The 21449-nt window shown below is 63.4% G+C and carries 15 protein-coding genes, 2 tRNA genes and 1 pseudogene; 14 read left to right on the forward strand and 4 right to left on the reverse strand.

Annotated elements, in window-relative coordinates; all coding sequences use genetic code 11:
* Positions 1-53: 53 nt before the first annotated feature.
* From gltJ to F0U60_RS20570, 4 genes are all read left to right on the forward strand, one after another.
* The gene (gltJ, locus tag F0U60_RS20555; protein ID WP_395822471.1) at positions 54-2108 is read left to right on the forward strand and encodes an adventurous gliding motility protein GltJ; all 2055 of its coding nucleotides are present in this window, start codon (positions 54-56) and stop codon (positions 2106-2108) included.
* Between the two features lie 223 nt (positions 2109-2331).
* Entirely contained in the window at positions 2332-3186 is an 855-nt protein-coding gene (locus F0U60_RS20560) for a hypothetical protein (RefSeq protein ID WP_395822473.1), read from the forward strand.
* Between the two features lie 202 nt (positions 3187-3388).
* Positions 3389-3877, forward strand: coding sequence for a toxin-antitoxin system YwqK family antitoxin (locus F0U60_RS20565; RefSeq protein ID WP_395822475.1), 489 nt, complete (start codon positions 3389-3391; stop codon positions 3875-3877).
* A gap of 159 nt (positions 3878-4036) precedes the next feature.
* Entirely contained in the window at positions 4037-5086 is a 1050-nt protein-coding gene (locus F0U60_RS20570; RefSeq protein WP_395822477.1) for a TIGR04552 family protein, read from the forward strand.
* An 82-nt stretch (positions 5087-5168) separates the two neighbouring features.
* Here the strand turns inward: F0U60_RS20570 and F0U60_RS20575 are convergent, their stop codons facing one another.
* Entirely contained in the window at positions 5169-7130 is a 1962-nt protein-coding gene (locus F0U60_RS20575; RefSeq protein ID WP_395822479.1) for an Ig-like domain-containing protein, read from the reverse strand.
* A 256-nt stretch (positions 7131-7386) separates the two neighbouring features.
* On the opposite strand from F0U60_RS20575, the gene F0U60_RS20580 reads away from it, so the two are divergent.
* Positions 7387-7701, forward strand: a complete 315-nt coding sequence (locus tag F0U60_RS20580; protein WP_395805451.1) for a helix-turn-helix domain-containing protein — start codon at positions 7387-7389, stop codon at positions 7699-7701.
* Between the two features lie 22 nt (positions 7702-7723).
* Positions 7724-8506, forward strand: coding sequence for an IS630 family transposase (locus F0U60_RS20585; protein WP_395805450.1), 783 nt, complete (start codon positions 7724-7726; stop codon positions 8504-8506).
* 92 nt (positions 8507-8598) lie between these two features.
* On the opposite strand, the gene ffh is transcribed toward F0U60_RS20585, so the two are convergent.
* Complete coding sequence (ffh, locus tag F0U60_RS20590; RefSeq protein WP_395822481.1) at positions 8599-10245, reverse strand: signal recognition particle protein; 1647 nt, start codon at positions 10243-10245, stop codon at positions 8599-8601.
* Positions 10246-10806: 561 nt separating this feature from the next.
* Here ffh and F0U60_RS20595 point away from each other — a divergent pair.
* From F0U60_RS20595 to F0U60_RS20630, 8 genes and pseudogenes are all read left to right on the forward strand, one after another.
* Positions 10807-10892 (forward strand) — tRNA-Leu (locus tag F0U60_RS20595).
* A 750-nt stretch (positions 10893-11642) separates the two neighbouring features.
* Positions 11643-13130, forward strand: a complete 1488-nt coding sequence (gene istA, locus F0U60_RS20600; protein ID WP_395804709.1) for an IS21 family transposase — start codon at positions 11643-11645, stop codon at positions 13128-13130.
* On the forward strand, positions 13127-13954 hold the full coding sequence (istB, locus tag F0U60_RS20605) for an IS21-like element helper ATPase IstB (RefSeq protein ID WP_395817573.1): 828 nt from the start codon (positions 13127-13129) through the stop codon (positions 13952-13954). The genes istA and istB overlap by 4 nt, the downstream gene beginning before the upstream one ends.
* A gap of 209 nt (positions 13955-14163) precedes the next feature.
* A complete protein-coding gene (locus F0U60_RS20610) occupies positions 14164-14493 on the forward strand; it encodes a hypothetical protein (RefSeq protein ID WP_395822483.1) in 330 nt (109 codons plus the stop codon).
* A gap of 12 nt (positions 14494-14505) precedes the next feature.
* A pseudogene (locus F0U60_RS20615) lies at positions 14506-15009 on the forward strand (reverse transcriptase domain-containing protein); the annotation flags it as partial.
* A 75-nt stretch (positions 15010-15084) separates the two neighbouring features.
* Complete coding sequence (locus F0U60_RS20620) at positions 15085-15369, forward strand: group II intron maturase-specific domain-containing protein (RefSeq protein WP_395825335.1); 285 nt, start codon at positions 15085-15087, stop codon at positions 15367-15369.
* A 476-nt stretch (positions 15370-15845) separates the two neighbouring features.
* Positions 15846-15919: transfer RNA gene (locus tag F0U60_RS20625), tRNA-Arg, on the forward strand.
* A gap of 817 nt (positions 15920-16736) precedes the next feature.
* On the forward strand, positions 16737-18080 hold the full coding sequence (locus F0U60_RS20630; RefSeq protein ID WP_395822485.1) for a nicotinate phosphoribosyltransferase: 1344 nt from the start codon (positions 16737-16739) through the stop codon (positions 18078-18080).
* A 51-nt stretch (positions 18081-18131) separates the two neighbouring features.
* Here the strand turns inward: F0U60_RS20630 and F0U60_RS20635 are convergent, their stop codons facing one another.
* Both F0U60_RS20635 and F0U60_RS20640 read right to left on the reverse strand, forming a co-directional pair.
* Positions 18132-18443 carry a hypothetical protein gene (locus F0U60_RS20635; RefSeq protein WP_395822487.1) on the reverse strand — a complete coding sequence of 104 codons (312 nt, stop codon included), beginning with the start codon at positions 18441-18443 and terminating at the stop codon, positions 18132-18134.
* 172 nt (positions 18444-18615) lie between these two features.
* Positions 18616-21324: a PAS domain S-box protein gene (locus tag F0U60_RS20640; RefSeq protein WP_395822489.1), complete on the reverse strand. Its 2709-nt coding sequence runs from the start codon at positions 21322-21324 to the stop codon at positions 18616-18618.
* Positions 21325-21449: the final 125 nt, after the last annotated feature.

Raw genomic sequence — 21449 nt, forward strand, 5'->3', positions numbered from 1 at the left:
CTCTACGATTCCGGCGGGTTTTCTCCCGTCATTTCTGACAGTTGCGGGGAACGATGCGTTTCGTCTGCGATAGCTGCCGCGCGCAGTACATGATTAGCGACGACAAGGTGGGCGCGAAGGGCGTCAAGGTTCGTTGCAAGAAGTGCGGCTACAACATCGTGGTCCGCCCCGCCGGCTCTGCGCCGGCGAAGGAGGATGGGACGGGTAGTGAGGCCGCTGGCGGTGCGGCCGCGTCCCAAGGTCAATCCAACAACGACGGCTTCGGGCTGCCCGCGTCACTGGGTACGCCTCCCGAGGGCGGCATCTTCAGTGGTGTGGAGGATGACGAGCTCGGCGCCGTATTCGACCAGGTGCTCAACTCGGGCTCGCACAGGATTCCGGCGGGCGAGTCGGCGGGTGACGGTCCGGCGCAGCTGGACGCGTCGGCTCTGTCAGACGCTGGCGAGACGGTGCGCAAGCTTGCGGAGGCCGAGGAGGGCAGCGCGAAGCCCGCGGCCTCTCACGAGTGGTTCGTCGCCATCGACGAGAAGCAGGTGGGACCCCTGTCTCTCGAGAAGGTGAAGGACTACTGGGAGCGGGGAGAGGTCGGTCCGGACAGCCTGTGCTGGCGTGCGGGCTTCAGCGATTGGATTCCGCTCTCGGAGGCCTCGGAGTTGGCGTCGGTGCTGGCGCCGCGCCCGACCAAGCCTGTCATCGTGGAGCCCGCGCCGGTGGCATCGTCCTCGCCGGTGGCGTCCGGGCCGGTGGAGTCCGCTTTCAGCGCCGGAGGTGGCTCGTCGAAGTCGGCGAAGGCCAACACGCCAGCGCCCGTGGCTCCGTCCGCGCAGGATTCTGGCTGGAAGCCCTCGGCCGCGAGCGTACTTGCCTCGCTGGTGAAGGAGGAGAACGAGGCGCTGTCGAAGCCGGCGTCGAAGGCCTCGAAGGTGGAGGAGAAGGCGAAGCCCGCGGCGTCGGGGCTGCTCGACGTACCTCCGCCGGAGTCCGCGCCCGTGGCGACTCCGAGCCCGCTAATGGCGGAGCCTTCCGCGCCCGCGCCGTACATGCAGCCCGCTCCTGGGCCTGCTTATGCGCAGCCGCCCGCCCAGGCGTACGCGCAGCCGGTGGCCCAGCCGTATCCGCCTCCTCAGCAGTATGCGCAGCCTCAGGCATACCCTGGCTACCCGCCTGCGGCTCCTGCGCCGAAGCAGGGCAGCAAGATGGGGATGATCATCGGAGTGGCGGCGGGCGTGGTGCTGCTCGTCGGTGGAGTGGGGGTCTACTTCGCGACCCGGCCTTCTGATCAGGCAGCTGTGACGCCGCCTGCGACGACACAGCCGGTGGCCCAGGCGCCGGCGACGGCTCCGTCGAAGCCAGCGGAGCTGCCACCTATGCCGCCGCCTCCGGCGGGTGTGGCGCAGAATACCCAGGGCACACCCGCGGCGGGGACCACGGCCCAGCCGGCCGCTGCGCCGGCGACTGCTCCTGCGACCACTCCGGCGGTTGCAACCGCAGGGACTCCGGCGACGCCTCCGGCCGCCGAGCCGGCGAAGCCCGCCGAGCCGGCAAAGACAGAGCCGCAGCAGGTCGCTCGTGCCGAGGTGCCGGATCGTAATGGTACCAAGCGTCCCACTTCGGTCAGCCGTCCCTCGGCGAGTCGCAACAACGACGACGAAGAGGAGACGGTCGCGCGTAACACCAAGCCGCAAGCGAAGAGCGGCGGGAACGCAGATGACGAGTTCGACGAGCTGTTCGGGACGAAGAAGCCGAGTGCCAAGAACGACACTGCCTCGGCGAATGGCCGTACGGCCTACATTCCGCCGGAGCCTGGCGGTGGTGGGGCGGCGCTCGACAAGCTGGGGCAGTCGGACATCATGCAGGTGGTTCTGGCCAACAAGCCGGCGATCATCAAGTGCGTGAACGAGCAGAAGAAGAAGGATCCAGGCCTGAGCGGCAAGCTGGTGATGCGCTGGACGATCCAGACGAACGGCAAGACGAAGAACGTGTCCTGCCAGACGTCGGAGTTCCGCTCGACCTACATGGCGAGTTGCATCTCCGGCCTCATCAAGGGCTGGAACTTCCCGAAGCACCGGGTGCAGGGCGAGCCCATCGACTTCCCGTTCACCTTCTAACGTCCGGGAGGCGGACAGTTACTTTTGAGTCAAATGACTCATACGACTGTCCGCTTCCATGGATGATGAATTTGCTCCTGGAGGATGCGTCGAAGGGCGTGTCGACATTCGTTGACACGTCTAGAGCGGCGGGACTAAAGCCGCGCGCTGAAGGACGGAGGGGGGCCTGAGAGGCCGGGAGGTCCACCTCGTGAGACGTATCCATTCAGGAGGAAGCCGAGAAATGCAGATTCGCAAGATGACGTTGATGCTCGCCGCGCTGGGAGCGATGAGCATGGTGCTGGCCGGTTGCCCCGATGGTGGCCGTGATAGCCTGACGTGTACGACGGACGCGGACTGCGACGCGTCTGAACTCTGTCTGGCGGGCGCCAATGTGTGCGTGCAGACCTGTACCACGTCTGATGATTGCCCCGACTCGGCGAAGAAGTGCGAGGCGGTGAGTGGCGAGACCCAGATGATCTGCAAGTGCAGCACGACGGCGCTGTGCCAGCAGGACGAGCGCGTGAGTGATGCTTCGACCCTGGAGTGCTCGGGTCAGTACAGCGTCTGCGTGCCGAGCGGGACGACCGGGCCGGGTCCGACCACCTGCTCGGGCAGCAGCCAGAGCACCTGTTCCTATGGTCAGTACTGCAGCAACAGCACGTGCGCGGCTGCTCCGGTTGCAGAGGCAACCTGCGAGAATTTCTCGCAGAATCGTCCCCAGTGGAGTGCAACGACCAGCAATGGTCCTGTCATCTACACTGTGGAGAGGGCGGGATATGAAGCCAATTCTTCGAACTGCCAAGCTTCGGCTCCGAGTGCATTCCTGGTACGTGTTCGCGCCTACCGGACCGATTCTGATTGGCCCTCTACTCGGGCTGGCCTGTCTGGCTTCTTCTATGTGACTACGGGGTCCGAGCAGCTCGATGTCGTCAACCGTGGGTTGCTTGTGCCGGGTACTGGGTACAACCGTAACACCAGCAATCCAAAGGACGCAGAGTTCAACGTCTATCTGTGCCGTCCGTCAGGCTCTGAGACGATTCAGGTTGGCTTCTATTTCACAGGCGGCAATCCCGTGTGCGCCCAGATCAACCGTTAATCGTGGCGTGATGTTGGGCCGGATTTAGTCAGTTGAATCGTCTTTCGACCCCATCTCTGGATTACCGGAGATGGGTTTTTTAGTGCATTAATTTTATAATTCAGTTTGGGAGCCCATGCCTCGATAAATATCTAAGCCTCCGAGCCGTTGATCTGACCAGCGGCGGTTGATCCGTAGGTCGCTCAGACGAAAGGGAAGCATCATGATGCTCAAGACGTGGTCCAAGATCCTTGGGGTGGTTGCGGCGGTGGCTTATGTCCCTGCTGTGCTTGCTGCGGAGCCCATCAAGCTGAATTGCCCATCTGGAACCAAGCAGGCGAGTAGTGCTAACGGCAAGGTTGCGGATATCGTGGCGTGCGTGAAGACAGATGCAAAGGGCTTCAGCCCGCACGGTCCTACGGTTTATCTGTACCCCAGCGGAGAGAAACAGGCGGAAGGCATGTCCGAGGGAGGCTTCCGTACTGGACTGTGGACCTTCTTCGACGAACAGGGCAACAAGAAGGGCTCAGCATCATTCAAGCGTAGCAACTTCCACGGCGATGTCGTGGAGCTGCACGCGAATGGCAAGGTAAAGAAGGTGGAGCAGTACGTAGATGGACTGCGTCAGGGGACTGCCAAGGAGTTTTCGGCTGATGGCAAGCTGGTGAAGCAGACCGAGTACCGCGACAATCGCGAAGTGGCCTCTAAGTAGTGCTCAAGTTCATGTGACTCCCAGAGGGCGTGCCCCGAAGAGGGGCGCGCCCTCTGTTTTTTCCGGAAGCCCTTCCCTCGAAGAACGGGCTCAGCTAGAAGTTTAAATGTGAAGTCCGCGCCTACTATCCTACAACTGCCAGATATCCCTGTTTGCACCATGGCGGATATGGGCCTCCGTGAACTTGAACGTATTCGGCTCATCCTCCGGGGCAGTTCGGTCATTGACTGGCGGAGGATGCACTTCCAGTCCCGGAATGAGGTCGATCGCTTTCTCCGGCTTTGCCAGATCGACACTACCCGTCCTGAGGACGAATTGTGGGCTCGCATGGTGCTCGCGGATGCTGTCGATTACCTGCGGCAGACCTACAACTACCGGGTAGCGGATGCCGTGGCGGACCCAGCTGAGATCCACGATCTCTTCTTATATGCTTCCGGCGTGAAGGGACTGCCGAGGCATCGCCGTATCGCCTGCATCGTGCTCAAGGTGATGCACGTCATTCAGCACATTGAGGGGCGTGACCTGCTACACCGCCTAGCGATCTCTGAGGCGGATTTATCTGAGTTGGTGATGGCGAAGGTATTGAGCGTAGCTCAGTTGCTTCGGGACAAGGGGCTGCCTGTTGTCGAGTTCGCCCATTCGATCAAATCACGGGAGTCCCTCATTACGAAGCTTCTGGCCAAGAGAGAAACGGTAGCGGCTCAAATCTATGACCGGACCCGTTTCCGTATCATTACCCAGACACAGGCAGACATCCTTCCGGTTCTCTATTTTCTGACGCAGCACCTCTTCCCTTTCAACTTTGTCGTCCCTGGACAGACCGAGAACACTCTTGTCTCGTTCAAGGCTGTGCTTGCGGAGAACCCACACCTCCAGCAATACGCACAGCACCTCCACTTGGATCTAGACTACGAGGACCGCGAGGAGCGTACGCGCAATCTATTCTCCGGTGGTTCCTACCGGGCGTTGAACTTCGTCGTGGATGTGCCGCTGCGTATGGACGCGTACCTACCGCCTCCAGAGCAGGATTCGCGCGAGCGTAAGAACCGGACGGTCTTCACGCTCGTGGAGTTCCAGATCATCGACGAAGAGACCTCTCGCCAGAATGAAGAAGGGGAGAATGCCCACAAGCTGTACAAGCGTCGGCAGAAGCGGCGTGTTCTGCGCCGCCTCTCTCGAGGGCTTGTTGTACCAAAGCGACAAGGCTAAGGTGTCACTCTTCCGTTTTTATGCGAGAGCGTTTGCTGCGGGGAAGTGCCGCTCTTGTGGATATTGAAGGGGGTTGAGGAGTTTAGTTGTTGTACCGACGAACGTACACATAATCCCCAGCCGCGTTGTCGACGGCGTCGCGACTTTCGTACCAGGCGACTACTGTTCTTCCGACTGAGTCGATTGCAATCACAGGAAGCAGGCTGTTCTTCTGATCCTGGTTGAGGCCATCTCGAGTGGTCAGAGTGTTCCAAGAATTATTGGCCCATTCGCTGGCAAATAGGTGCCCGTACCCTGCTTCTGCATATCCATCAAACTCTTTCCAGACAATGGAAATCTTGCCGGAAGGAGTTACATGGATTTTTGCTTGTCCACTAGATGTGAAGCCATCATATGTGCTCAGAGCGCTTCCGAGCCGCTCCCAGGACTGAGGACCCGTAGAACGGAATACTTGTATGTCTCTAGGCCCATCAATGTGTGACTCTTCTGACCACGACAGATACAGGTTGTCCTGAGTGTCAATGGACAACGAACAGTCTTGAGCCAACGTATTGCCGGTGGCGGCACTGAGGCCGCCAGATACGTAGCCACTTGCATCGTTGCCGTAGAAGGGCGGAACAGAATAGGTCCAATACCCGTCTTGTTTTAGGCGCATGACATAGATGTTCGTCGGACGATTTTGCTCCAAAGTCTGTTCTTGAAATGCCACAACTGGTTGGCCATTGCTGTCCAGTGCGAGTGAGGGATTGGATGCGCTGGATAGTTGGGGCACTGCGCTGACCGAACCACCACTGCGGTCTACGGCGCTAAATGAGCCGCCGTCGACTGACTTTCGAACATGTATGGTCGAGAATTCCTCTACGGTCATTTCATCCCACGCGATGTAAATTTCATTTCCGCGCACTGCGAGCGAAGGGTTTCGTGCCGGTGTTGGTGTCGGACTAGGTCGAGTATCGTTTTCAGCGGATAGCAATCCAGAACCTACAGATTGCCAGGCAATCCCGGTCCACCGCTTCACGTAGATGTTGTCATTGAATCCATCTGACTCCTGCCATGCAATGATGGGATTCCCTCTGCCATCGAGCGCGAGGGCTGGTTTGTATGCAGAGCCAACCGAGGTTCCGTTTAGTGCGTCACCGATTGGCGTAAAGGCTCTTCCATCCCAGCGGTAAACGAAGATGGACGACCTCCCTCCAGTTGTGCGCTCCTCGCTCCATGCAATCACTGGGTTGTCTTGGCTATCGAGGACCATGGCGGTGTCTTTCAGTTGAGTATTGCCGCTCACTGCATTCAACGGCCCACCGAAGGCGTACCAGCTTGGAAGTTCGAAGTTCCAAGACGTGCTCGGAACGACAAGCGCGTTGCCGGCCGAGTCGGTGATACCGCTGCTCAATCCAACCGAGAATGTGGCCGGGAGGGGCGGTCTCACCTTGGGAGTGAGCGTTAGCGTCTTGCCGTCGCTTGAAAGCGAAAGGGTCTTTTCCGCCAGAACCCCAGAGACAGCGAAACTCACGGTGGTATCGCTGACCGTCGTTGCCTTCACGGGTTTCGAAAAGACTACTTGGATGGGGGTGCTGTATGGCACGTTGGTCATGCCGGGCGCTGGCGACCGCGACGACACCTGCAGCTTGGTTCGGTCGACAATGACGGTCACGGGCTCGCTGGGGAAGGTTCGGCCAGACTTCGTGGCCCGTGCCGTGATTGTGTAAATTCCCTCCGCTTCGGTCTCCGTGTTCCAGGTATACGTATAGGGTAGAGGAATCGTTGCGAGCTCCTCTGCTCCCCTGAAGAGTTGCACCAAGTCTGGTGTTCCTCCTCGCACATCAACGGAGAAGGTAACGGAACTGCTCGTGTAGAATGTGCCAGTAGGCGCCATAATCGAGACAGACAAGTCACTGGGTTGTGTTCCAGAGTCGGGCGTGTCCACAGAACCGGAGTCCTGTGTTCCCGAATCTGGGGTGTTGGGGTCGATTCCTGGCACGTTGATGCAGGCAGAAATCAACCCGATGAAGATGAGGGGGATGTAGCGGTTGATGATTGGCATGCCACTCCGCAGTGCAGGGGCCATTCCAGGACCCTGGGGCTGAGTCTCGGGCGCCTCCTCGCGTAAGCCCCCGAAACGACTCGCGGAGAATGCCCCAGTCCAGCCCACGTCGGGAGATCGTGTGGTGGTCTCGTCTCGCACTCTGGACGCATCATCCACAGAGTGGGACTTGCCCCCTTGAAACACCAGCGCCGCTCTAGTGGAGTGTCCGCGAAGTTTTTGGACATAGTCGCGGGGGGCTGAATAACTCCGGTGGATGAGGAGACGCCCCCCACGACTCATCCACCTCTCGCCCGAAGAGGTGACGTACCTCGAGCAACTGGTGCGAGACGGACGTACCGAGCAACGCATCGCCCGGCGGGCGCGCATCCTGCTGGAGATGGCTGACCCAGCCACCATCGTCTCGGAGTTGGCCGACCGACTCGGCCAGGACCGCAGGACCATCTGGGCACTGTGTCGTCGCTTCGAAGCTCTCGGCGTGGATGTAGTGAAGGACTCCTACCGCCCCGGGCGACCGCGGGAGCTTTCCCCCCCTCCAGCGAGTCGAGGTAGAGCGCCTGGCGTGCAGTGAGCCGGCTGGAGTAGGGCTGCACATGACCCACTGGTCCACGCGTAGTCTGGCGCGTGCTGCTCGCCTGAAGGGTATCGCCCCCGCCATTTCACACTCCACGGTAGCTGTCATCCTTCGGGATGCCGCCCTGCAACCGCATCGCTCCCGGTACTGGAAGACACCGACTCCTGATGACGCCTTCCGCCACCAGGCCGCGCAGATTCTCTGGTGTTACGAGCAGGCCCAGAGGCTGGCCGCACGAGGTGAGGTGGTTTTGTGCCTGGACGAGAAGCCCAACATCCAGGTGCTGGAGCGTAACCATCCCTCGCGCTCGACGAGGCCTGGGCTCATCGAGAAACAAGAGTTCGAGTACACACGGCACGGCACGGTGAACTTCCTGGTGAAGTTGGTGGTGCATACCGGCCAGATGCGGGGCTGGTGCCTGGAGCGCAACGACGGCGCTTGCCTGCGAGCAGTGCTCCCCCAACTGCTTGGGGACCACAGCGACGCGCACCGCATCCACCTCATCTGGGATGGAGGTTCCAGCCACGTCGCCCGGGAGACTCTCGACTTCCTGTACAGCAACTACCCTCATGTCCGGGTGCTCTTCACGCCCGCTCACGCCTCCTGGCTCAACCAAGCCGAATTGCTGCTGCGCGCCTTCGCAGCGCACTACCTGCAGCGGGGAAGCTGGGCCAACCGTGACGAGCTCATCGAGCACCTCGACGCCAGCTGGCCCGAATACAACCGCCTCTACGCCCACCCGTTCACCTGGTCGTGGACTCGCTCCAAGATGCACGAGTGGGTGGATCGCCGCCTCTTGTGACTATGTCCAAAAACTTCGCGGACACTCCACTAGGAGGCCCTTCCTGGGCTCCCTGAGCGGCGCTGGTGTGGCACTCCTCTTCGGAGCGGCGGCTACTTCTTCTTGCGGTTCTTCTTCTTGTTTTCCTTCTCGCGCTTGCGGCGCTCCTTGATTGCGTCCTTGTTCTCGGACTTGCCACCCGCAGCGGAGGGCGGGGCGTAGCCCATCATGCGCGCCTTCGCCATGGCCGCCTGGCCCATCGGCGGCGTGTAGCCCGGGGCAATCTGCGGCAGTTGCATCGGCATGCCGCCCATCCCCATCCCGGCCATGGCCTTCTCCATCATCTTCGGGTCCTTCCCGAAGACACTCGACAGGTCCATGTTCTTCAGCTGCGCCAGCTGGCCCATCTGCTTGAATCCAGGGATACGCCCCAGCAGGCCCGGGTTCTGGCCGATTGTCCCCATCACCTGCTGCATCATCCCGAACTTCTGCAGCAGCTCGCGCACTTCCTCCGTCTTGCGTCCGCTGCCCTTCGCGATGCGCTTCACCCGGCTGTCATTGATCAGGTGCGGACGCAGGCGCTCCTGCTCCGTCATCGAGTCGTACATCGCCTCGATCTTCGTCAGCTCCTTCTCGTCCGGGTTGAGCTGCTCGGTCATCTCCCCGAAGAGCGGGAACTTCTCCAACAGGTCCTTCAGCGGCCCCATCCGCCGGACCATGCGGATCTGATCGACGAAGTCCTTCATCGAGAAGTTGCCCGACAGGAGCTTCTGCGCGTCTTCCGCCGCCTTCTTCTCGTCGACGACGCCCTCGAAGTCCTTCATCAGCCCGACGATGTCGCCGAAGCCCAGAATCCGGCTGGCCAACCCGTCCGGGCGGAACTCCTCGAGCTTGTCCATCGACTCGCCCATACCCAGGAACTTGATGGGCTTGCCCGTGACCTCCTTGATGGAGAGCGCCGCGCCACCTCGCGCGTCACCGTCCAGCTTCGTGAGGATGAAGCCATCCAGGCTCAGGCGCCGATCGAACTCGGCCGCCGTGCGCACTGCGTCCTGGCCGATCATCGCATCGCACACCAACAGGATGTTGTCCGGCCGGACGTTGCCCTTGATGGCCTCCAGCTCGGTCATCAGTGCCTCATCGATGGCCAGACGGCCTGCGGTGTCGATGAGCACTACATCGCACTTCTGCTCGCGCGCAGCGGCGTACCCGCGCTTCGCTAGCTCCGGCGGCGACACGTTGGGCTCGAAGTACACCGGCACCTTCAGTCGCTCGCCCAGCACCTTCAGCTGATCCACGGCTGCCGGACGGTAGATGTCCGCCGCTACGAGCAGTGGCTTGCGGCCCTCCTTGAGCAGCTTGCTGGCGAGCTTGCCGGTGGTCGTCGTCTTACCCGAGCCCTGCAGACCCACCATCATGATGCCGCTGACCTGGTCCTTGGGCTTCAGCTGGAGGCTTGTGTCGACCGGCCCCATGAGGGCCTCGAGCTCGTCGTGGCAGATCTTGACGAAGTGGTCGCCCGCCGAGACGCGGTGCTTGCGGCCGGCCTTGTCGGTGATGGTTGTCTGCACCACCTCCCCAACGGCCTTCTCGCGCACTCGCGCGACGAACTTCTTCACCACATCGAAGGCAACGTCGGCCTCGAGCAGGGAGACGCGGATATCGCGGAGCGACTCATCCACCATTTCCGGGGTGATTTCACTCTTGCCCGCGAGGCGGTTCTTGGCGGCGCGAAAGCCCTTTGCGACGGTTTCAAGCATGGCGGTCGCTATATAACAGCGGAGGCCGGGAGGGGATGCCCATGTGCGTTCCAGTCGTTCAGCGGGCGAGTCTGGTGTCCAGGCCTCGGCACCTGGGGTAGACCCGGTAAAGGTACTGGACTTGAACGCCCCAGGGCTCTTGACGCTTCTCCTCTACAGCTCTCCTCTACAGCGTTCGGGCCATCGTCTACGGGGCCATGTGCGCCCAACTACCGTGGGATCGGCTGGGGACTTCGAGGAGTGCTGCCCTGGGTAAGCATCCAGGCTGCGGACACCCGCGCTGCCCAGTCGCTCCTTGGGGCTCGCCGTGATTCCGCAGCGCGAGGGTCCACGCAGCCCCAAGTGGCTAGGTGGGGGAGCGCGCCGGGCCATCCACACTGAGCTCGTCTGCATCACCGGCAGGGGGGCGCTGCCTCCCGAAGGGCTGGTCGATCGCCTCGTTGGGGTAGGGCCTCTTGGGCATTCCGGTCGCCGAGCCAAAAATCGTGGACGATTCGGACCGAGGTATCCCTTCACCCCCTTCCCGATCACCCGTACTGTGCGGCTATCCTTGGAACTGGCGCACGAGTGGCGAAACTGGCAGACGCAGCGGACTTAAAATCCGCTGGCCCGAAGGGGCCGTCCGGGTTCGATCCCCGGCTCGTGCATTCCTAAGTGGTTGAACTCACTGGGGATTCTCTCCCGTCCGGCGCCATGTGCCCCCAGTGTGCGTGCGCCGTGAAGGTGCACTTGACCAGCGGGTGGAAGTCCCGCCCGAGGAGGAAGTCGACCCCCTCGGTAGCTATCTGGCGGGGACGAGGGGCGACCCTCGGACTCGAAGCCCAGAGACAGAAGGCCTCGAAAGGAGGTCGAGCGAGCTTGCAGGCCGCAACGTGAGTGAAGCCCGAGCAGGCCCCGAAAGGGCAATCGTGGGAGCCGACCTGACGCACATACAGGGAAGGCCAGGCACCCGGCGAGAAGGTCGACATCAACATCGCCGGGTGGACCACCGGGGTGGTGGGGCGCGGCATGTGAGCACGGTGAAGTGCGCAACACGGGAGACCTGGTCCGAGCGGGGTAGCGACCCGAACACGCCGTGAGGGCGTGGCGACGGCCAGGAGTCGGAAGGGCCCGTACTACCGATGAAGCGGGTAACGACCGTGGAGGGAAGGGGCCCTGGTTCAGGGTGCTTCGTGAGGAGTGGACGCAGCGGGAGATTGGCGTGAGCCTAACAACCCCTACAAAGCTCGAAGAGCTCCGAGCGAAGCTGTACGCGAAGGCCAAGGCGGAGCCGACGTTCCGGTTCTATGTGCTCAGCGACAACTACACCTCCCCATCAACGACAATTACACCTCCCCATCCAGAGTGACGGCAGCCGTCGGTAGAAACCCGGTGACTCCGGAGGTTCGGATGGACGGGTGAGGACGACGGATGCCCAGGTGAGGAAGCTGATGGAAGAGATGGCGAAGCACGGTCGCCTCGGGCTGGCGTCGGCCCGGGCGGGGATGGACCGCAAGACGGCACGCAAGTACGTGAAGGAGGGGAAGTTCCCCTCGGAGCTCAAGCAGGAGCGCACCTGGAGGACACGGGAGGACCCGTTCGAGGAGCAGTGGGACAGCCTGGCCGAGCGGCTGAAGGAGGCGCCGGAGCTGGAGGCCAAGACGCTCTTCGAGGAGCTGTGTGCTCGCGAGCCGGGCCGCTACAAGCCGGGGCAGCTGCGCACGTTGCAGCGGCGAGTGCGCCAGTGGAGAGCGCAGCAGGGACCGGAGAAGCAGGTGTTCTTCGCCCAGGAGCATCGGCCCGGGGAAGCGATGCAGACGGACTTCACCTGGGCCAAGGAGTTGGAGGTGACGGTGGGAGGCGAGCCCTTCGCGCACCTGCTGTGCCACCCGGTGCTGCCCTACTCCAACTGGGAATGGGCGACGGTGTGCCACTCGGAGTCCATGGCGGCCATCAAGCGAGGAGTGCAGGCGGCCGTCTTCCGGCTGGGGAAGGTGCCGCGCTACCACCAGACGGACAACTCCACCAGCGCCACGCACGACCTGCGCAACGGCAAGCGGGGCTTCAACGCCGAGTACCTCGCGCTCATGAAGCACCTGGGCATGGAGCCGCGCACCATTGAAGTGGGGAAGAAGGAGCAGAACGGGGACGTGGAGGCGCTCAACGGCGCGCTCAAACGCCGGCTATTGCAGCACCTGCTGATGCGCGGCAGCCGGGATTTCGAGAGCGCCGCGGCGTACGAGAGCTGGGTGCAGAGCGTGCTGGAGAAGGCCAACCGGCTGCGCGGCGCGAAGGTGGAGGAGGAGCTCGCGGCGATGAGGCCGCTGTCGGTGCAGCGGCTGGTGGAGTACAGCGAGCTGGAGGTAGTCGTCACGGCATGGAGCACCATCCGGGTGCAGCACAACACGTACTCGGTACCCTCGCGGCTGGTGGGCCAGCGCGTGCGGGTGCGCGTGTACGACGACAGGCTGGAGGTGCTGCACGCGGGAAAGCCGCAGCTGGTGGTGGACAGGCTGGTGGGCCGCAACGGACACCGCATCAACTACCGGCACATCATCTGGTCGCTGGTGCAGAAGCCAGGGGCCTTCGCGCAGTACCGCTACCGGGAGGACCTCTTCCCCTCGCTGGTATTCCGCCAGGCGTATGACGAGCTGCAGCGGGTGCACGAGGGGAGAGCCGCGGATGTGGAGTACCTGCGGATTCTTCACCTTTCGGCCTCCACGCTGGAGTCCCAGGTGGAGCAGGTGCTGACGCGACTGCTGGCCGAGGGCGGACTGCGCGGTGCCGAGCAGGTGAAGGCGCTGGTGGCGCCAGCCAGGCCCGAGGTGCCCGAGCTGGCACAGCCCGAGGTGGACCTGAGCAGCTATGACGCGCTGCTGGTGGCGCAGCGGGAGGTGGCCTCATGAGCACCACCTCCACGTCCCTGCGAGCAGCGGCGAGCGCCGCCGACGAGCAGCAGCAGACGCTGGCCATGCTGCTGCGAGCGCTGAAGCTGCCTGCGTTTGCAGCCCACCACGAGGAGCTGGCCAGGCGCGCCGGGCAGGAGGGATGGACGTGCCCGCACTACCTGCGCCAACTGGTGGAGCTGGAGCTGAGCGAGCGCCGGGGCCGGCGGATAGAGCGACTGCTCAAGGCCTCGGGGCTGTCCACGGACAAGACGCTCGCCACGCTCGAGCAGGAGAAGCTGCCGGCCAAGGTGCGCCGCCAGCTACCGGCCCTGTGCGAGGGCGGCTTCGTCGAGCGCGCGGAGAACGTGCTGGCCTTCGGGCTGCCGGGCCGCGGCAAGACGCACGTGGTGAGCGCCATAGGCCACGAGCTGGTGCAGCGCGGTTACGAGGTGCTCTTCATCCCGGCGGTGCTGCTGGTGCAGCGACTGCTCTCGGCCAAGAAGAGCCTCTTGCTGGAGAAGGAGCTGCGGCGGCTGGACGGGTACGACGCGGTCATCATCGACGACATCGGCTACATCCAGCAGGACAGGGAGGAGATGGAGGTGCTGTTTACCTTCCTGGCCCAGCGCTACGAGCGCAGGAGCGTCCTGATTACGAGCAACCTGGTGTTTTCGCAGTGGGACCGAATCTTCAAGGACGCGATGACGACGGCGGCGGCGATTGACCGGGTGGTGCACCACGCGCTGATTCTGGAGCTCACCGGGGAGAGCTACCGCAGCGAGAAGGCCAGGAGCCGGGAGACGGCCGACAAGGCCCCGCGCAAGGCGCCCGGGGACGAGTAACAGCCTGTCCACAGGTTTTGAGTCTCCCCCCGGGCCCCCCTCATCCACAGCCCTGCCCACAGCACAGGAGGTGACCGACCCAGAGGCTTCGATGGACGTGACGACGACTACGGCGACGACGAAGTGAACGCAGTCAGGGCATCAACCCGATGGGGAAGTGTAATTGTCGCCAAGGGGAAAAAGTAATTGACGCTGGGCAGTTCTATGCGTTGTACGACAAGCTCCATCGGTGGGATGTCCTGACGGAGGCGCTCAGGCAGTCGAAGCAGAAGAAGGGCGCCGCAGGAGTGGACGGACAGACCTTCGAGCAGCTCGAGGCGTACGGCGAGGAGCGCTGGCTCGAGGAGGTGCAGCGAGAGCTGCAAGGGAAGACGTATCGGCCCCAGCCCGTACGGAGGGTGCTGATACCCAAGCCAGGAGGAGGCGAGCGGCCACTGGGCATACCCACGCTCAAAGATAGAGTGGTCCAGACGGCGGCGAAGCTCATCCTGGAGCCCATCTTCGAGGCCGACTTGAGCGAGGCTGCATACGGGTACTGACCCGGACGCAGTGCGGTCGATGCGGTCCAAGAGGTCCATCAGGAGCTGAAGCGGGGGCGGACCCAAGTGGTGGATGCGGATCTCTCGAAGTACTTCGACACGATTCCCCACGCGGAGCTGATGAAGAGCGTCGCGAGGAGGGTTGCGGACAAGGCGGTGCTGCATCTGGTGAAGATGTGGCTGAAGGTGCCTGTGGAAGAGAGGGACGAGCAAGGACGCCCGAGGTACAGCGGAGGCAAGCGCTCGAAGCAGGGGACACCGCAGGGTGGTGTCATCTCACCGCTGCTGGCGAACATCTACATCAACCGGCTGCTGAAGGTGTTCGCCAAGAGCGAGCTGATGAAGAGGAGCGGAGCGAAAATCGTCAACTACGCCGATGACTTCGTGGTGGTAGCCCGCAGGGGCGCCGCGGAGGTGTTGGTGCAGGTGAAGCGCTGGCTCGATGGGATGAAGCTGACGCTCAACGAGACGAAGACGAGCATTCGCGATGCGCGGAAGGAGCACTTCCGCTTTCTCGGGTACGAGCTGGGGCCACTGGTCTACAAGAAGACCGGCCAGAAGTACCTGGGAGCCCGACCTTCGAAGAAGGCGATGGAGCACGCCCGAGAGGAAGTGAGCCGAATCCTCCGACGTGGCAGGACGGAGCGCTGGGAGGAGATAGCGGGCGAGCTCAACCGGTTCCTGCGAGGGTGGGCGACGTACTTCGTCTACGACTCGCCGGTGCACGCGTTCAACGTGCTGGACTGGCACGTGACCGAACGGGTGAGGAACTTCCTGAGCAGGAGGCACAAGGTGGCGCGAGCAACGTCACGCTTCAAGTACAACGAGGTGCACCGGAGCCTCGGAGTGCTGGAGGTACGTGCACTCCTGCGCTGACACGCGTCGCGTGAAACCTGTCCGAGAGCCGGATGCAGGAAATCTGCACGTCCGGTTCGATGAGCGGCGTGGAGGAAACGGACCGTGGGTGAGACTCGGCGAGGAGGCGAGCGAGAGCGGACCTTCGCAGCAGGCGCCGACGAGCCCGAGCGGCACCGCGCCTCCCGTCGACTCTACCCCTCCAGCGCGGATTCAGAGGGAACCAGGGGGTACGGCACGGCACGAGACGGGATGACGATCCCGAGGAAAATCAAGGCGGTAGCGGGTAAGGGCGCGTCCTGCTTGAGGTTATCTACCGCCCTGCCTAGGGTTCGATCCCCGGCTCGTGCATGGCACTCTCTTGGTGCGCACTCAGGTGGGTAGCTAACAGTGCGCTCTCCCTCGACGGGAGGATGGGCGCTCCAGATGCTGTTCGAAGAAAGCGTGCTTGCGTCGGCGGAGGAAGTCGGTTACTTACCCACCCGCTGTCGCTGCCTGCGCGATTAGCTCAGCTGGATAGAGCGTTGGCCTCCGGAGCCAAAGGCCGCAGGTTCGAATCCTGCATCGCGCGCACGGGTAAGGGCCTGGAGTCCTTGGGGAAATCCCCGACGGTTCCAGGCCCTTTGCCTTTCCTGCCCTAGTTTCGGCACGGAGGCCGCAAAACCCCTTCTGAGTCGGTCGCTACCAGAGCCCGCCTAACGTCGTCCTGCGCCCGGGACGATGGCGCCGAAGGCGAGAGTGGCCTTTCATCCCCGCACAGCGGGGGGGCCTTCAGCTTGGGCTGCGCGCTCTCCTTTGGCGGCTCCAGGATGGAGGAGGCGAAGTCCGCGAACACCAGCGCCGCCTTGTCCCCCAGGTGCTCCACCTGCATGTCCGGCGGATCCTCGCGCCATGCCTCTGCCAGCACCCCGACGCCGTCCCGCCTCCAACTCCTCGAAGCACGCCCGCTTCCTCTGTATCCAGCTGGCGCCGCTCAGCGGGAGTGTCACCGAGAGAACCATGGCCCTTCGGGTGTCTGGCTCCATGGCTCCTACTCAGGGGACCGAGCCCCTCGCCGTACGGCTCAGGATTCAGGCGATGAAGAACTTAAGGGGCCAGGGACTGAGGAGGTCTTGGAGGTACAGCTTCCAGGGCCATGGTCCTTTCCTCCGGAGTAGTCCCTGAAAAATGACCTCGGCGGTAGCCCGGTGCTGCTCCCTCGGTTTCTCGCCCGCTCCCTCGCTAGCTTTCCTTGCCGGGTAGCATCATCCGCCCGACCTTGAAAGTGGTGGTCCTCAGATGGGGAAGGGCGGCCTGTCAGCCGAGCACTGGTGGTTCCACGCTCTCCGGCCTACATCGCTACCTTCTCGAGAGAGCCCCCTGGATCTCCTCGGGGCCAGGACAGAAACATGGCATCGGCGCTCCTCATCGATCTCTACGAGCTCACCATGGTGGATGCCTACCTCGCGGAGGGGCTCCACGACGAGGCGGCTTTCAGCCTCTTCGTTCGTCGGTTGCCCGCGCGGCGGAATTACCTGCTCGCCTGCGGATTGGAGGAGGCCCTCACCTATCTGGAGACACTTCGCTTCTCCCCGGAGGAGCTCGCCTGGCTGGAGTCCCTGGGGCGCTTCTCCCAGCAGCTGTTGGACTGGCTGGAGCACTTCCACTTCACCGGGGACGTGCACGCGGTGCCCGAGGGGACGCCTGTCTTCGCCGAGGAGCCCCTGCTGGAGGTCATTGCTCCTCTGCCCGAAGCGCAGCTCGTGGAGACGTACCTCCTCAACCAGCTACACCTGCAGACGCTGGCAGCCTCCAAGGCGGCGCGAGTGGTGGAGGCGGCTCGGGGGCGGCCGGTGGTGGACTTCGGAGTGCGGCGCATGCACGGGGAGGACGCGGGCCTCAAGGTGGCGCGCGCTGCCTATGTTGCCGGAGTGAGCGCGACGTCCAACCTGCTGGCTGGCCAGCGCTACGGCATTCCCGTGGCGGGCACCCTGGCGCACAGCTACATCCAGGCCCACGACGACGAGCTCGCCGCCTTTCGCGCCTACGCCCGCCGCTTCCCGGACACCACGCTGCTGGTGGACACGTACGACACGCTGGAGGGCGTGTGGAAGGTGGTGGAGCTGGCGCGGGAGCTCGGCCCGGACTTCCAGGTGCGTGCGGTGCGGCTGGACTCGGGAGATTTGGTGTCATTGTCGCACTCTGCTCGCACCCTGCTGGACGCGGCAGGACTCGAGCGCGTTCAAATCTTCGCGAGCGGTGGGCTGGACGAGGACGAGGTGGCACGGCTGCTCGCGCACCACTCGCCCATCGACGCCTTCGGTGTGGGCACGGCGATGGGGGTGTCCGCGGACGTGCCCTCGTTGGACATCGCCTACAAGCTGGTGGAGTACGCGGGCCACGGGCGGCTCAAGCTGTCGCCGGGCAAGGTGCTGCTACCCGGGCGCAAGCAGGTGTTCCGCGAGGAGGAGGACGGCGTGGCTCGGCGGGACGTGCTCGCCCGCCACGGTGAGGAGTTGCCCGGCCGTCCATTGCTGCGGCGGGTGATGCACGCCGGCCGGCGGCTGGCGGGTGCATCTCCGTCCCTGGAGGCCATCCGGACGTACGTGCGGGAGGAGCTGGCGCGGCTGCCCTTGGAGGTGACGCAACTGGAGCCCCTGCGCCCCCCATATCCGGTGGTCGCGAGCCCCGAGCTGAGCGCTGCGAAGGAACAGGTGCTCACCTGGCTGCGCGAGGAGTCGCACGCGTCTTGAAATGACCCGAGTTCCACGACCCACGAGGCTCGGTCCAATGGCCTGCAGCAGCTACGCCGGGACGGTGCGGCGGGAGGCCCTCTCACGACGGGGGGGCTCCGATGGGCGGCCGCGTCCTTGCTTCGACCACACGTCGAGCATCAAGGAGAACACCAGCCCCACGATGGGCCAGAGCGTCCATTGTCCATCGAACCAGTGCTGCACGGCCGAGTACCAGAGCAGCGTGGTGGGCAGGAAGAGAAAGCCCAGGATGGGCCAGAGCAACGTGTCGAACATGCCGCGGAACCAGTGGGTGAAGAACCACAGCACGAGCACCACCAGTCGAGGGACGGCAAGCGCGAAGAGCGCAGCTAGGACGGGCATGTTCGCCTCCAGTGAGGTTGCGAAGAGTTGCGAGGTGCGGGGTTCCTCCCTGGCGGAGCTAGGGGCGGGACGTAGGTCTGATCTACAAGCTGGGGAAGCACCTGACGCCTGCCAGTTGCCGGATGAGGCGGGGCTTCCTCGCGAGTCTGCTGGGGGAGCATGCCCGCGCAGCTCAGGCGAGATGCGCGGGACGTTCCTCGGCCAGACTCACGATGGGGAGCGTGAAGAAGAAGGTGCTTCCCTGTCCAGGACTGCTCTCGACCCAGAGGTGTCCGCCGTGGGCGTCAACGAGCCCCTTCACAATCGCGAGACCTAAGCCGGCTCCTTGCTTTCCCCCTGCGGAGGCCTGCCAGAAGGGTTCGAACAGGTGGGGTAGGTTCTCTTTGGGAATCCCAGCTCCCGTGTCGCTCACGGAGAACCGCATCATGCTCCCGTCCGACTCGGCTCGAAGCATGATTTGTCCACCCGCGGGTGTGAACTTGAGCGCATTGCCGAGCAGGTTTGAGAGGATCTGAAGCACCCGGTCGCGATCGGCGAAGACAGGTGGAGCGTCCGCTGGCGCGATAGCCGTGAGCTGGATGGACTTCTCCTCCGCGAGTGAGCGATGCAGCTCGGCGGCCTCCTTGATGAGTGGCGCAGTCTGCTCCGGTCCTCGGTCCACGGAGAGGCGGCCCGCCTCCATCCGGGCAACGTCTAGCAAGTCCTGAATGAGCCGGGTTGCTCGGTCAACTGCCTTCTGTATGGATTCGAGCGGCCTCGTGTGAGCGGCTCTCTTCTCGGGTGGACACGTCAGCAGCATCTTGGCGCTCAGCGAGATGACATGCAGCGGAGTGCGGAGGTCGTGGGCGACAATCCGGAGGAACTCGTCGCGAGTGCGTGTGGCCTGTTCGGACTGCTCATGGAGGTAGGCATTGTCGATGGCGAGCGCGGCGCGACGGGCCAGCTCTTCAGCCAAGGCAAGGTCCCGGGCTCCGTAACGGCGCCCTGATTCAGACGTCGTGAGGATGATCACCCCCAGGATGCGTCCTCGAGTCACGAGGGGCACGACGAGGCCTGAGCGGGGCTCGAGCCGGTGGAGCAGTTCCCTGTGATGTGCGTCCCTTGCCGTCGCCTCGAGTATCGCTTCAGGGACCTCCGGGACGAGCGCCGGCTGCCCCGTCCGGAGGACATGGGCGGTGATGTCTCCCTGACGGGACAGGTCAGGGGGATAGGCGGTGATCATCTCGCGCAGCACTTGCGACTTCTCGGGAGAGGTCGCCACGCTTTCCATCCACTGCACCTGCCCGTCATCACCGAAGAGGTAGATGATGCACCAGTCAGCCAAGGAGGGAACGGCCAACTCCGCGATGGTGGCGAGGGTGGTCTGAGGCTCAAGCGACGCCGCGAGCCGTGGACCCGCATCGGCCAGGAACCGCCACGCCTGCTCGAGCTGCTTGCGCTCGGAGATGTCTTGGATCTGCGCGATGAAGTAGAGCGGCTCGCCTCGGGAGTCGCGCACCATGGAGCCGGTCAGCAGGATGGTCACCAGATGACCCTCCTTATGGACGTAGCGCTTCTCCATCTGGAAAGAGCTGATCTCTCCTTGGAGCAGCCGGCGCCCGTTCTCCAGGTCCAACTCCAGGTCCTCGGGGTAGGTGATGTCCTGGAAAGTCTTGGTGAGGAGTTCCTCCTGCGAGTAGCCGACGATCTCACACAGTGAGTCGTTCACATTCAGGAACTGGCCCTCCAGGCTGACCAGGGCCATTCCGATCGGAGCATCCTCAAACGCGGTCCGGAAGCGCTCCTCGCTGTTGCGGAGCACTTCCTCCGCGCGTCTGCGTGCGGTGATGTCGCGCAAGATGACAGTGAGGAGCCGTGTCCCGTTCACCTCCAGCCTCGAGAGGGTGGCCTCCACGGGGAACTCCTCGCCATTCTTGCGCCGGCCGAAGAGGGGTTGCTGTTTTCCCATCTCGGGGAGGAGCTGTTTCAAGGGGCTGCCCACGGCCTCGCTCGCGGAGTAGCCGAAGAGGCGTTCCGCCCCCGCGTTGAAGAGGGTGATTTTCTGCTCCGTGTCGACCGAGATGATGGCATCGGCCGCGTTTGAGACGATGCCAGCGAAGCGGGCCTCCGAGAAGCGGAGCGACTGTTCCATGGCCTGTTGTCTCGCAGCCATTTGAGACAGGGCGTTCGCATTCCGTGCGACCACGAGCAGGAAGGTGATCATCGTGATGAGCACAAAGACCGAGACCCCGAAGGTCGTCCCGTAGAGCCCCAGCCGTTCACCGAGGAGCCGGACTCCGCCCACCAGCAGGGGGGTGAGGATGGCCGCAGGGAGAAGCCGGCGAGCCATGATGCCCCCGACATCGTCTCGGAGGAGCACGCCTGTCAGCCCGCAGTGGCGATGGACAGACAGGATGCCGAGAGACAACAGCAGGAAGAGGAGTGCCGTATGAACCGCCATGGGAGAGTAGGGCGGCAAGAGGGAGACGAGCCGCTCGGGCTCGAACAGATTCTCCTCCAGGTAGACGTAGCCGATGAGGACCTGAGTGGAGAGGAGCGTGACGACCAGGGCGAGGAGCCGGGCGGGGAGCCACCCCTGGCGGGTCCTGACATGCATCAGCAGGAGCGTCAGCCCCGTGAGACAGAAGCTCAATGCGCTCATGGGCGAGGGCCTCCCCGGGAGAACTGGGGCCATGCGCTTGACGGTCTCGCCGAAGAGGAGGAGATCGATTCCGAGGTCTATCCCGAAGAGGTACTCGGAGAGGGTCAGGCCTCCTAACAGCAGGGTCACGAGCGCCAAGGCTTGACCTGGCCTGCGCCGCCGCCGGTCCGCCGCTTCTTCGTGGAGAAGCCAGAGCGCGGTGCCACTCAGGACAAAGCCAATCGCGGTGTTCGGCATCATGATGCCCGCGCCTGGCAGGGGAACGAACTGGACGAGGAGCCTGCTACCCAGGGCCCAGCCGAGCAAATCCAGAGACGCAACCAGAACGGTAAGCAGACTCGCAGTTGGCACCAGCCGTGCGAGCA

Source organism: Archangium minus (genome assembly GCF_044360475.1).
GTDB classification, from domain to species: domain Bacteria; phylum Myxococcota; class Myxococcia; order Myxococcales; family Myxococcaceae; genus Archangium; species Archangium minus.

What these genes read in the sequence shown, in the direction of transcription:
- gltJ (WP_395822471.1), top strand. Translation starts at nt 54, where the DNA reads ATGCGTTTCGTCTGCGATAGCTGCCGCGCGCAGTACATGATTAGCGAC.
- F0U60_RS20560 (WP_395822473.1), top strand. Translation starts at nt 2,332, where the DNA reads ATGCAGATTCGCAAGATGACGTTGATGCTCGCCGCGCTGGGAGCGATG.
- F0U60_RS20565 (WP_395822475.1), top strand. Translation starts at nt 3,389, where the DNA reads ATGATGCTCAAGACGTGGTCCAAGATCCTTGGGGTGGTTGCGGCGGTG.
- F0U60_RS20570 (WP_395822477.1), top strand. Translation starts at nt 4,037, where the DNA reads ATGGCGGATATGGGCCTCCGTGAACTTGAACGTATTCGGCTCATCCTC.
- F0U60_RS20575 (WP_395822479.1), bottom strand. Translation starts at nt 7,130, where the DNA reads ATGCCAATCATCAACCGCTACATCCCCCTCATCTTCATCGGGTTGATT.
- F0U60_RS20580 (WP_395805451.1), top strand. Translation starts at nt 7,387, where the DNA reads ATGAGGAGACGCCCCCCACGACTCATCCACCTCTCGCCCGAAGAGGTG.
- F0U60_RS20585 (WP_395805450.1), top strand. Translation starts at nt 7,724, where the DNA reads ATGACCCACTGGTCCACGCGTAGTCTGGCGCGTGCTGCTCGCCTGAAG.
- ffh (WP_395822481.1), bottom strand. Translation starts at nt 10,245, where the DNA reads ATGCTTGAAACCGTCGCAAAGGGCTTTCGCGCCGCCAAGAACCGCCTC.
- istB (WP_395817573.1), top strand. Translation starts at nt 13,127, where the DNA reads ATGAGCACCACCTCCACGTCCCTGCGAGCAGCGGCGAGCGCCGCCGAC.
- F0U60_RS20620 (WP_395825335.1), top strand. Translation starts at nt 15,085, where the DNA reads ATGGAGCACGCCCGAGAGGAAGTGAGCCGAATCCTCCGACGTGGCAGG.
- F0U60_RS20630 (WP_395822485.1), top strand. Translation starts at nt 16,737, where the DNA reads ATGGCATCGGCGCTCCTCATCGATCTCTACGAGCTCACCATGGTGGAT.
- F0U60_RS20635 (WP_395822487.1), bottom strand. Translation starts at nt 18,443, where the DNA reads ATGCCCGTCCTAGCTGCGCTCTTCGCGCTTGCCGTCCCTCGACTGGTG.
- F0U60_RS20640 (WP_395822489.1), bottom strand. Translation starts at nt 21,324, where the DNA reads ATGATGCCGAACACCGCGATTGGCTTTGTCCTGAGTGGCACCGCGCTC.